The organism is Streptomyces sp. YS415 (assembly GCF_023544665.1).
Taxonomy (GTDB): Bacteria; Actinomycetota; Actinomycetes; order Streptomycetales; family Streptomycetaceae; genus Streptomyces.
On record NZ_JAMJFL010000066.1, the window covers coordinates 1 to 12,501 of the forward strand.

Here is a 12,501-nt window from a genome sequence, read left to right on the forward strand (position 1 = left end):
GCGTGCGTCTCACGCCGCCGAGGGCTGCCACGCCTCCTGGAAGCGGCGGCGGGCGCGGAAGAGACGAGAGCGGACCGTGCCCACGGGCAGGGCGAGCACCTCGGCCATCTCCTCCTCGTTGAGCCCATAGGCCCGCAGGGTGAGGACCTGCCGGTGCGCCTGGGACAGCCGCTCCAGCACATCGGTGATGTGCACCGCGTCCAGAGGGTTCGCCTCCTGCCGCGACTCCAGCTCGGAGCAGCTGTGCTCCTCGCCGTAGCGCTTGGCGGTGCGGACGGCCTCACGGACCGTCACCGAGCGCACCCAGCCGTAGAACGCCGCCGGTTCGCGCAGGGAGCGCAGGCCGCGGTAGATGGCGAGCAGCGCCTCCTGCGTGGCGTCGGCGCCGTCGTCGTGGGTGATGGACCGGCAGATCCGGGCGACGTAGGGGGTGATGCCGGTCAGCAGGTGGTTCATCGCGTGCTCGTCGCCCGCCTGGGCTCGGGGGAGCAGCGTCAGGGGGGAGGGGAGTTCGCTGACGGTGGACATGTCGGGCTGAGACTCCTTCGGCAGCCGGGCGGGCGGGGGAGCGTGAGCGGGGGGGAGGTGTTCAGGCCGTGGCGGCGTCGGCGGGCCCGGGCTCCGCCGCCGTTGCGAAGCGGAGGAGGCCGGCGCGTACGTCGTCGCGGAACGCCCGCATGAAGGCCGGGCTGAAGCAGGCCGTGAAGTGCGGGAGCTCGATGGAGAGGCGGCCCTCGAAGGAGACGACGCACGCCATGACGGGGCTGCGTCCCGCCTGCGGGAAGTACTGCTCGCGGGCAGGCACCAGGCGCACGTCGACCGCGCGCAGCCCGTCCGGCAGCCGTGGGCCGGGGACGACGCCCATGTTGGTGGCGATCACCGTGGCCAGTTGCAGCGTGGGGGTGCGAGGGATCTCCGGGGTGATGCGCACCTCGTGGAACTGGTCGCCGCGGGCGAGGAAGTCGGCCAGGCGGCCGTGCACGGTACGGGCCAGCTCCAGTGGCTCGGAGTCACCGGCCACGTCCAGGGTCTGGAGGTGGGTGGTGACCGCGGGGACCATCGCGGTGGCGGGCACCGGCGGGGTCAGCCGGGAGCGCAGGTCGACGGGGGAGAGGCAGCCGAGGGTGCGGGGGCCGTCGCCGTCCAGGCGCCGCCGGGCCGCGGTCAGCAGGGCCGCGGCGATCAGCGCGTGCACGGAGACGCCCGCGTCGCGTGCCGTCCGGCGCAGCCGCGTGGTGAGGTCCGCGTCCAGGGTCAGCCGGTGCACCTCGATGTGTCCCTGCGGGCCGGTCGCGTCGCCGGTGGCGGCGTCGTACGGCACCAGGTCGACGGAGTGGCGCCGTGCGTCTTCCAGGCGGCTGTCGAGGTACTTAGCCGTGTCGGACTCGTCGGCCGGGGGCAGCAGGCGGCTGATGGGCTCGGGCCAGTGCGGCCCGGTGGCGGTGGGTTCGGCGGCGGGTTCCCCGTCGACCAGCGCCCGGTAGCGGTCCCACAGGGCGTTGTGCAGGGCGATGCTGCTGTGGCCGTCCGTGACGGTGTGGTCGATCACCAGGACGAACAGGTGGCTCTCGCCGTCCGGCGCGCTGACCAGGACGGCCCGGCTCAGTGGGCCGCCGACCGGCAGGGGCCTGTTGAGTTCCGCCGCGTAGGCCTCCTCCCCGTCGCCGGACCGGGTGGTCAGACGGGGCCGTTCGTCCTCGTCCAGGAGGCGCAGGACGTGGCCGGTGCCGTCCTGCGCGATGCGTGACCGCAGTCCCGGGTGGGCCTCGGTCATGGCGTCGTAGGCGGCCGACAACGCGGCGGCGTCCACGGGGCCGCGCAGCGCGCAGGAGAGCACGGCCCTGCTTCTCTGGCCCACGTAGAGCGTCTCGACCGGACACAGCGCACGGTGCATGCCGTCAGCCTTCTTTCCGTCGTTCGTCGCGGGGGTCCCACGGCCCGGGATTGGGTGTGCCGCCGCGGCTGTCCGCGGGGGCGGGGGCCTTTTGAGAGTGCACGGCGGAACGGGGCCGATTCCAGTGCGGAGCCCGGCGGGCGGGGAAGTCGCGTGATTTCCCTAGAAGTTGGCGGCCGGGAAGGGGGAGCGGCGCCGCGCACTCCCCGGCATCGCATTCTTCAGGGAAACCCCTGAAGTGCGGCCGGAGAGCCGGGTTCCGCTTGACCCGGCCCGGTGCGGTGGCCCACCGTGCTGTGCCGGAAGACCGGGGCCGGGTGACGTGATCGCCCCCGCCCTCGGCGTGCGGCCTGCCCTTCCACCCGTGGGCCCGCCCGGCGCGTACCGACACGCGCGGGAGGCACGGAGCGGTGGCCGCACCCGTCCGATCCGGCCGGGCCTTCGCCGTCCGGGACATTACGGCTTGCCACGTGAGGGTTGTGCTATGTCACTCCAGGAGGACGCACGTCGACCGCTGTCCGGGGCCCAGGAGGGCCTCTGGTACGCCGGACGGCTCGCACCGGACAGCGCCGCGTACAACACGGCGGAGGCGGTGGAGATCCACGGCCCCCTCGACACCGGCCTGTTCGAGACCGCGCTGCGGCGCGTCGTCGGTGAGGCCGACACCTTCGCCCTGCGGTTCGCCGACACCGACGACGGGCCCCGCTGCCACCCCGCCGCGGACGCCAGCGACTGGCCTCTGCACCGGGCGGACGTCAGCGGCGCCGAGGATCCCGAGGCCGCCGCGTGGGCGCATGTCCGTGCCGACCTTGCGACGCCTGTGGACCTGGAGAAGGGCCCGCTGTTCGCGCACACTCTGCTGACCCTCGCCCCCGACCGCCACCTCTGGCTGCTGAGGGCCCATCACCTCCTGCTCGACGGCTACAGCTACAAGCTCCTCGGACGGCGCCTGGCCGACACGTACAACGCGCTGGCCGAGGGACGCGAGCCGGACCCCGCCCGATTCGCGCCGGTGAGCCGGCTGCAGGAGGAGGAGACGGCCTACCGCGCCTCCGACGCGTACGCCCGCGACCGCGACCACTGGGCGCGGCGCCTGTCCGGCCTGCCCGAGCCCGCCCGGCTCACCTCCCGCACAGCCGCCCCGACCGCGCCCTTCCTGCGCCGCACGGCCGAGCTGACGCCTGCCCAGACCGGCGCCCTCGACGCCGCCGCGGCCCGTCTCGGCGTCCGGCGCACCGACCTGCTGGCCGCCGCCACCGCCGCCTATCTGCACCGGATGACCGGCGCCCGCGACCTGGTGCTCGGCCTCGCCACCATGAGCCGCCTGGGCAGCGCCGCCCTGCGCACCCCCGGCACCGCCTCCGACGTCCTGCCGTTGCGCGTGGCCGCCGCCCCGGACACGCCCCTCGCGGAGCTGGCGGCAACCGTCGCGGACGAACTGAAGGCGCTGCGCCGCCACCAGCGGTACCGGGCCGAGTTCCTGCGCCGCGACCTGGGCCTGCTGGGAACGGGACGCCGGCTGTACGGGCCGGTGCTCAACATCGTCCCGTTCGACGAGTCTCCGGTGTTCGGCGGGCACCCCACCACCTGGCACCACCTGTCCGGCGGAGCCGTCGACGACCTGCAGATCTCGGTGCGTCCCGGCACCTTGCCCGGGGGACTGTGGCTGGCCTTCGACGCCAACCCCGCCCTGTACGAAGAGGACGAACTCGCCCTGCACCGGGACCGGTTCCTCACGGTGCTGCGCCGCCTGGCCGAGGCCGACCCGACGACCGAGCTGGGCGACCTGGACGTCCTGCTGCCGGGCGAGCACCCGCGCGACACGCCCGTCCAGACGTATCCGGCCGAGCGGACCCTCACCGAGCTGTTCGAGGAGCGGGCGGCGGCCGGGCCCGAGCGGACCGCCGTCACCTGCGGGGACGAACGGCTCACGTACGCCGCGCTCAACGCCGAGGCCAACCGTCTGGCCCGGCTGCTGACCGACCACGGTGCCGGGCCGGGCCGGGTGGTGGCCCTCGCCCTGGAACGCGGGACGCGGCTGCTGCCCGCCCTGCTGGCCGTCCTCAAGACCGGCGCCGCCTACCTGCCCCTGGACCCCGGCCACGCGGCCGGACGGCTGCGGCTGGTCGTCGAGGACGCCGCCCCCGTGGTCCTCGTCACCGAGGGCGCCCACGCCCACCTCGCCGGGGACGCGCTGCCCGTCGTCCGCCTGGACGACGAGCAGGTGGCCGTGGACCTGGCCCGCCGCTGTGCCGCCGACCTCACCGATGCCGACCGGCACGGGCCGGTGAGCCCGTCCGACACCGCGTACATCATCCACACCTCCGGCTCCACCGGCCGCCCCAAGGGGGTGCCCGTCCCACACTCCAACGTCGTCCGTCTCCTCGCCGCCGCGGCCGAGCACTTCGACTTCCGCGCCGACGACGTGTGGACGCTGTTCCACTCCTACGCCTTCGACTTCTCCGTCTGGGAGATCTTCGGCGCCCTGCTGCACGGCGGCCGGGTCGTCGTCGTCCCGTACGCCGTCAGCCGCTCCCCCCGCCAGTTCTGGGAGCTGCTGCACCGCGAGGGCGTGACCGTCCTCAACCAGACGCCCTCCGCGTTCGAGCAGCTCATCGACGCCGACCTCGAACGCGGCGGCGGCACCGGGGCGTTGCGGTACGTCGTCTTCGGCGGCGAAGCCCTGCGCCCGGCGCGGCTGCGCCCCTGGGCCGACCGGCACGGCCTGGACCGCCCCGCGCTGGTGAACATGTACGGCATCACCGAGACCACCGTGCACGTCACCCACCACCGCCTCACCCGCGCCGACCTCGACGACCCGCGCCGCGGCAGCGTGATCGGCACCCCCCTCGCCGACCTGCGCGTCCACCTCCTCGACGCCGGGGGACGCCCGGTGCCGCCCGGCGCGACCGGCGAGATGTACGTCTCCGGCCCCGGCGTCGCCGCCGGATACCTGAACCGGCCCGACCTGACCGCCGACCGCTTCCTCGACGACCCCTACGGCCCGCCCGGCACCCGCATGTACCGCTCGGGCGACCTGGCCCGGCGCCGCCCCGACGGCACCCTCGACTACCTCGGCCGTGCTGACGCACAGATCCAGCTCCGCGGCTTCCGCGTTGAACCCGGCGAGATCGAGGCCGTCCTCGCCGCCCACCCCGGCGTCACCCGCGCCGCCGTCGTCCCCCGCCGCGCCGACAACGGCGCCCTGCACCTCGTCACCTACACCGTCCCCTCCGGCGACGCACCGGCCGGCCCCGCCGAGCTGCGCGCCCACGTCGCCGCGCACCTGCCCGAGCACATGGTCCCGGCCGCCTGCGTCTTGGTGGACGCGCTGCCGCTGACCGCCAACGGCAAGCTCGACGTCGAGGCCCTGCCCGCCCCCGACTTCACCGCCGCCGCGACCGGCACCCGGCCCGGGACACCGCAACAGGCCCTGGTGTGCCGCCTGTTCGAGGAGGTGCTGAAGCTGCCCCGGGACACCGTGGGCACCGACGTGAACTTCTTCGACCTCGGCGGCGACTCCCTGCTCGCCACCCGTCTGCTGGCCCGCCTGCGGCACGAGACCGGCGTCGAGATCCCGATCACCGCCCTGTTCGGGACACCGACCCCTGCCGCCCTCGCCCGGCGGCTCGACGTACCGGCGGACGGCGCCCTGCCCCGCCCGGCCCTCGGCACCGCCGAACGCCCGGCGCGGGTGCCGCTGTCGTACGCCCAGGAACGCATGTGGTTCCTGAACCGGCTCGATGACGGAGCGGCCACCTACAACATCCCGCTCCTCGTCCCGCTCGACGCCGCTGTGGACACCGACGCGCTCCGGGCGGCCCTCGGCGACCTCTGCGACCGGCACGAGATCCTGCGGACGGTGATCGCCGAACACGATGGCGTCCCCCACCAGCGCATCCTGCCGCCCGGGGAGCTGCGTCCGGTCCTGCGGCACGTCGACTGCCCCGCCGCGGAGACGGCCGCCCACGTCACCGCCGCGCTGCGGTATTCCTTCGACCTCACCGCCGAGAGCCCCCTTGCCGTCTGGCTGCTGGGCTCCACCCTGCTGTTCGTCCTGCACCACAGCGCCGCCGACGGCTGGTCGCTGCGTCCCTTCGCCCAGGACCTGAGCACCGCCTACGCGGCCCGCCGCGCCGGGCGGGCACCCGAGTGGACACCGCTGCCCGCGCAGTACGCCGACTACGCGCTGTGGCAGCGCGCCCTGCTCGCCCCCGGCCCGGACGGCCCCGGGCGGCTGGAGCGGCTCACCGCCCACTGGCGCACCGCGCTGGACGGCTTGCCCCAGGAGTGCACCCTGCCCGGCGACCGGCCCCGCCCCACCGCACCGCGCGGCGGCGGCGCGCACGTCGAGACGACCGTCGGCGCCGACCTGCACCGCAGCCTGCTGAGCCTCGCCGACCGCGAGGGCGCCAGCCTCTTCATGGTGCTGCACGCCGCCGTCAGCGCGCTGCTCACCCGCTGCGGCGCCGGCGAGGACATCGTCCTCGGCACCCCTGTCGCGGGCCGCACCGAACCCGCCCTCGACCCCCTGATCGGCCTCATCACCAACACGCTGGTGCTGCGCGCCGACACCTCCGGCGACCCCGCCTTCCGGGACCTGATCGCCCGGCTGCGCACCGCCGACCTGGCCGCCCTGGACCACCAGGACCTGCCCTTCGACCGGCTGGTCGACGACCTCAACCCGCCCCGCACACCCGGCCGCCACCCCCTGTTCCAGGTGATGCTGGCCCTGCAGAACAACGAACCCGCCGTCCTCGAATTCGACGGCACCCGCGCCGAGCTGCGGCCCACCGCCACCGGCACCGCCAAGTTCGACCTCTTCGTGGACGTCCTGGAACGCCACACCCCCGACGGCACCCCCGACGGCCTGACCCTGCACATCGAATACGCCACCGACCTGTACGACCCCGGCACCGCCGAGGCGTTCGCCCGCGCCCTGTACGACCTCCTGCGCACCGTGAGCGCCGAGCCCGGCACCCGCCTCGGCGAGCTGCCCGCGCTCCCCGGGCGCACCCCCGCCCCGGCCGCGGCCGACCCCGCCGAACTGGAGGACGCGGCCCTGTCCGTGCCCGGCATCCGCGACGCCCGCGCCCTGCCCGGCACTGACGGCGCCCCGCCGCGCCTGTATGTGGTACCCGGGAGGGCGGACGCCGCCGAACGCGTCGAGGAACTCCTGGACCGCGCAGGCCACGGCACCGTCCGGGTCACAGCCGTCAATGCGCTGCCCCGCGCCGAGGACGGCACCGTCGACACCGCGGCGCTGCACGCCCTGCCCGCCGTCGACCGCACCGCCGCCGGCACCTGGCGGGAGCGGCTGGCACAGATCCCGGGCGTCACCACGGCCGACGTGACGGTGGAGAACACCCCCGAGGAACTGGAACGCCGCCACACCGGCCTGCCCGACCGCACCACGGACCCAGCCCCCGCCACCCGCACCCAGGCCGCCTCCGCCGTACCGGCCCTCAGCGAGGGCCCCGCCCTCACCGAGCCGTCCGTGCCCGGCTGGGCCGAGGCGCTGCGCCGCGCCGCCGAACAGGACCGGGGCGACATCGTCCACGTCCACGCCGACGGCAGCGAACACCGGCGCACCTACGCCTCCTTGATCCCCGAGGCCTCCCGCGTGCTCGCCGGTCTGCGCCGGGCGGGCCTGCGCCCCGGCGACCAGGTCATCCTCCAGTGCGACGCCACGGAGGACTTCCTCGCCGTGCTGTGGGGCTGCGTCCTCGGCGGCTTTGTCGCCGTCCCGCTGACCGTCCCCGCCACCTATGACACCCCGTCGGCGGCCCTGGCCAAGCTGGAGGGCATCTGGCGGATGCTCGGTCGGCCCTGGATCGTGTGCTCCGCCGGCCGCGAGGCCGGGCTGCGCGCGGTCGCCGCCCGCCAGGACTGGCCCGGCCTGCGGCTCACCACGGCCGACGCGCTGCGCGAGGCGCCCGAGGACCACGACTGGCACCCCGCCGCACCGGACGACCTGATGCTGATGCTGATGACGTCCGGCAGCACCGGCCTGCCCAAGGCGGTGCGCCTCACCCACCGCAACGTCCTGACCCGCTCCGCCGCCACCGAGCAGCTGAACGGCCTCGGCGCCGACGACGTCTCCCTCAACTGGATCCCCCTCGACCACGTCACCGGCGTGGTGATGTTCCACCTGCGCGACGTGTACCTGGGCTGCCGCCAGATCCACGCCCCCACCTCCTACATCCTCCAGGACCCGCCGCGCTGGATGGACCTCGCCGACCGGCACCGGGTCACCGTCACCTGGGCGCCCAACTTCGCCTTCGGGCTCCTCGCCGAGCACTCCCACCGCTTCACCGGCCGCACCTGGGACCTGTCGCCGATGCGGCTGGTGATGAACGCCGGCGAGGTCATCGTGGCCCCGGCCGCCCGCCGGTTCCTGCACACGCTGAAACCGTTCGGCCTGCCGCAGGACGTGATGCACCCCGGCTGGGGCATGTCCGAGACCTGCTCCGTGGTCACCGACGCCGTCCTGCCCGCCGAACCCGTACCCGGCGAGGGGACGTTCGTGAGCTGCGGCCTGCCCTACCCCGGGTTCGCCATGCGGATCGTCGACGAGCAGGGCACGCTCCTCACGGAGGGCGAGGCGGGCCGGTTCCAGGTCCGCGGCACCTCCGTGACCGGCGGCTACCACGACAACCCGGGCGCCAACGCGGAGGCGTTCACCGAGGACGGCTGGTTCGACACCGGCGACCTGGCGTACCTGCGCGACGGTGAGCTGTACATCACCGGCCGCGCCAAGGACGTCATCATCGTCAACGGCGTCAACCACTACAGCCACGAGATAGAGGCGTGCGTCGAGGAACTGCCGTACGTGGAGCGCAGCTTCACCGCCGCCGTCGCGGTGCGCTCCGATCCATCGTCGCCCACCGACGAACTCGCGCTCTTCTTCCACCTCACCGAAGAGGTCACCTCCGGTGCCCTGCGGGAGATCGCCGGGAAGGTGACCCGGGAGATCGGCGTCAGCCCGGCCTTCCTCATCCCGGTCGGGCGGGGCGCGATCCCCAAGACCGAGATCGGCAAGATCCAGCGCACCAGGCTCCGCAAGAGCTTCGAGGCAGGCGCCTTCGACGACGAGGTCCGCCGGACTCAGCTGCTGCTGGGCACCGCCGCCACCGTCCCCGACTGGTTCCTGCGGCCGGTGTGGCAGCGCACGGAACGCCCCCGGGCCCGGACGATACCCGGCTGGCACACCCTCGTCCTCACCGGCGGCGACCCAGGGATCCAGCGGCTCGCGGAACGGCTTGCCGACGTACTGCGGTCCGGCGGGGGCCTGTGCACGGTGGTCGGTGAGGGGACGTCGTACGCCCGGCTCGACGCCGCGCACCACCGCCTGCGGCCCGCCGAGGAAGCCGACTACGCCGAGCTGCTGCGGCACCTGGACGACGACCGGCGGCCGGTCGACGCCGTCCTCCACCTCGACGGGTTGCGCGGCCCCCGTGCTCCGCGGACTGCGCCGTGGGAGACGACCGGTGCGGAGGACCTGCTCGCCTTCGCCCGCGCCCTCGCCGCCCGCCCCGGCAGGCAGCGTCCCGTCGACCTCGTCTACGTGACGGCGGGTGCCCAGGCCGTACGCCCAGGCGACCGCCCGTCCCCGGCCCACGCCATGGCGGGCGCGCTGCTCAAGTCGCTGGCCGAGGAGTCCGGCTGGCTGCGCGGCACGCACCTCGACCTCCCGCCGGACGACGGCACGGACCCGCTGGCCCTGCTGACGGCCGAGGCGACCGTCACCGCGGACGGCGCGGAGGTGGCGTACCGCGACGGACACCGCTACGCACGCCGTCTCGCCGCCCTGCCCGGCACCCCGTCCCGCGCCGAGCCGCCCTCCCACGACGGTTTCGCCCTGCTCACCGGCGGCCTGGGCGGCGTCGGCGCCGAGATCGCCGCCCATCTGCTGCGCACCCCCGGCACCCGGCTCCTCATTACGGGTCGCACACCGGAATCCGAGGCCGAGGGCCTTTCCCGCCTGCGCGAGCTGGGCGAGGTCCGCTACGCCCGCGCCGACGTCACCGACGAACACCAGGTACGGGCTGCGGTGGAGGCCGCCGCCGAGGCGTGGAGGGCGCCCCTGGCGTCCGTGCTGCACCTGGCGGGGGCGCTCGTCGAACGCCCCGTGGGCGAACTGGACGCCGCCACCTGGCGCCGGGCTCTCGCGGCGAAGGCGAGCGGCGCGTGGACGCTGCACCGGATCACCGCCGATCACCCGGTCGCCTCCTTCGTCACCTTCTCCTCGGTGAACGGCTTCTTCGGCGGCGCCATGAACGCCGCCTACGCCGCCGCCAACGCCTACCTGGACGCCCTCGCCCGGTACCGCCGCAGCCTCGGCCTGCCCGCGCAGTCACTGGCGTGGAGCATGTGGCGCGAGCGCGGCATGAGCCGGGGCTACGGGCTCACAGCCCTCACCGAGGCCCGCGGCTACCGGCTGCTCGACGCGCCGGCCGCGCTGCGCTCGTTCGACCTGGCCCGCACCCTGGACGAACCCCACCTGCTCATCGGCGCCGACCGCACCGCCCCCTGGGTCCGCAGCCACGTCGTCGCCCCCGTGCGCCAGACGCGGCGCCTGGCCGCCCGGGTCGGCCTGGAGGACGGCACCGACCTGGGCGCCCTGTACCGCGCGGCGGCCGACGGCGCCCGCGCGGCGGAGCTGTCGGACGACACGTGGACGCTGCGCTCGGCGGGCACCACCGCACGCCCGGACGAGGCGGAGGCGGGGGAGGAACTGCGGCGGCTGGAGAACCGGCTCGCCGAGGTGTGGTGCGGTGTGCTGGGCCGCGACCGGGTGGGCCGGGACGAGAACTTCTTCGACCTGGGCGGCAACTCGCTGCTCCTCGTCACCGCCCAGACCGCCGTCAACCGCGCCTTCGGCACCGACCTGTCGGTGGTCGACCTGTTCGCCCACCCCACGGTCCGGGACCTGGCCCGCCACCTGTCGGCCGCGGGGGCCGGTGCCCCGGCGGTCGCCGAACAGCCGCCACGGCAGGAAGCCGACGGCCTGGACCGCGCCAGGGAGCAGGCACAGCGGCAGCGCGCCGCCCGCGCGCGCCGCACCGCACGGCAGGGCAAGGACCGGGGCCGTGCCTGACAGGGCAAGCGGCACACGGCACCCCACCCAGCCATACGACGACCGGACGCAGACTCTGCAGCGCTCGACCCAGCCGTACGTCGACCGGATGCAGCCCCTGCCGTGTGCCACCACCCAGCCGTACGACAACCGGGCGAAGCCCACCCCGCACCCCGCCGAGCCCCGAGACGACCGGGCGAAGCCCACGCCGCACACCACCGAGCCGGGAGAGGACGAGGCACAGGCCGTGCACGACACCAGCGCACCCCATGACGAGGAGTTCCCCGAGTTCCCCGCCGTCGCCGTCATCGGCATGGCGGGCCGCTTCCCCGGCGCCGACGACCTCGAGGCCTTCTGGGAGAACCTCGCGGCCGGGCGGGAGGCGATCCGGCCCGTCACCGACGAGGAGTACCTCGCCGCCGGCGGCGACCCGCGCGCCCTGGGCGACCCCACACTGATCCGGATGGTGTCGGCCGTCGAGGGCATCGACCGCTTCGACTCCGGCTTCTTCGGCTACAGCCCCGCCGAGGCCGCCGTCGTCGACCCGCAGCAGCGGCTGCTGCTGGAGACGGCCTACCACGCCCTGGAGGACGCGGGCTGCCTCGGCGGCGACCGTACGGCCGAGGCGTTCGGCGTCTACGCGGGCGCGGGCGACAGCCGCTACTACCCGGCCCACGTGCACCCGCGCTTCGCCGGGCAGCCCAGCTCGGTGGAGCTGGTCCACGCGGCCACCGCCAACTCCCTGGGCACCCTCGCCACCCGCGTCTCCTACGAACTCGGCCTCACCGGACCGAGCGTGTCCCTCCAGACGGCCTGCTCCACCGCGCTGGTCGCCGTGCACACCGCCTGCCAGGACCTGCTGGACCACCGGTGCGACACCGCGCTCGCCGCCGCCGTCTCCCTCAACCCCTCGGCCGCGCTCGGCTACCGCCACGTGCCCGACGGACCGTTCTCGCCCGACGGCCACTGCCGCGCCTTCGCCGCCGACGCCGCCGGAACCTCCTCCGGCGACGGCGTCGGGGCCGTCGTGCTCAAGCGGCTGGAGGACGCTCTCGCCGACGGCGACCGCATCCGCGCCGTCATCCGCGGCAGCGCCGTCAACAACGACGGCCGCCGCAAGGTCGGCTTCAGCGCGCCCAGCGCCGCCGGACAGACCGAGGTGATCCTCGCCGCGCAGGCCCAGGCGGAGGTCGACGCCGGCACCATCGGCCTGATCGAGGCGCACGGCACCGCCACCAAGCTCGGCGACCCGATCGAGGTGTCCGCGCTCACCGAGGCGTTCCGGCACAGCACCCGGAGGACCGGCTTCTGCGCCCTCGGCTCGGTGAAGACCAACATCGGCCACCTCGGCGCCGCTGCGGGCATCGCCGGACTCATCAAGGCCGTCCTGGCCCTGGAACACCGGCAGATCCCGCCGAGCCTGCACTTCGACCGCCCCAACCCGCTCATCGACTTCGACGCGAGCCCGTTCCGCGTGCCCACCGCGCTGGAGGACTGGCCCGAGGGCGACCACCCCCGCCGGGCCGCC

Annotated in this window: 4 protein-coding genes; 2 read left to right on the plus strand and 2 right to left on the minus strand. The window is 74.9% G+C overall.

The features are described 5' to 3' along the window. Window positions 1-9: 9 nt before the first annotated feature. The gene (locus M8H82_RS36070; RefSeq protein ID WP_250079940.1) at window positions 10-528 is read right to left on the minus strand and encodes an RNA polymerase sigma factor; all 519 of its coding nucleotides are present in this window, start codon (window positions 526-528) and stop codon (window positions 10-12) included. A 61-nt stretch (window positions 529-589) separates the two neighbouring features. Next, entirely contained in the window at window positions 590-1,894 is a 1,305-nt protein-coding gene (locus M8H82_RS36075) for a condensation domain-containing protein (RefSeq protein ID WP_250079944.1), read from the minus strand. Window positions 1,895-2,378: 484 nt separating this feature from the next. Between M8H82_RS36075 and M8H82_RS36080 the strand changes: the two genes are divergently transcribed. After that, the gene (locus tag M8H82_RS36080; protein WP_250079947.1) at window positions 2,379-10,994 is read left to right on the plus strand and encodes a non-ribosomal peptide synthetase; all 8,616 of its coding nucleotides are present in this window, start codon (window positions 2,379-2,381) and stop codon (window positions 10,992-10,994) included. Beyond that, window positions 10,987-12,501, plus strand: a 1,515-nt coding sequence (locus tag M8H82_RS36085) for a polyketide synthase (RefSeq protein WP_250079948.1), incomplete at its 3' end; no start/stop codon positions are given. The genes M8H82_RS36080 and M8H82_RS36085, both read left to right, overlap by 8 nt.

What these genes read in the sequence shown, in the direction of transcription:
- M8H82_RS36070 (WP_250079940.1), bottom strand. Translation starts at nt 528, where the DNA reads ATGTCCACCGTCAGCGAACTCCCCTCCCCCCTGACGCTGCTCCCCCGA.
- M8H82_RS36075 (WP_250079944.1), bottom strand. Translation starts at nt 1,894, where the DNA reads ATGCACCGTGCGCTGTGTCCGGTCGAGACGCTCTACGTGGGCCAGAGA.
- M8H82_RS36080 (WP_250079947.1), top strand. Translation starts at nt 2,379, where the DNA reads ATGTCACTCCAGGAGGACGCACGTCGACCGCTGTCCGGGGCCCAGGAG.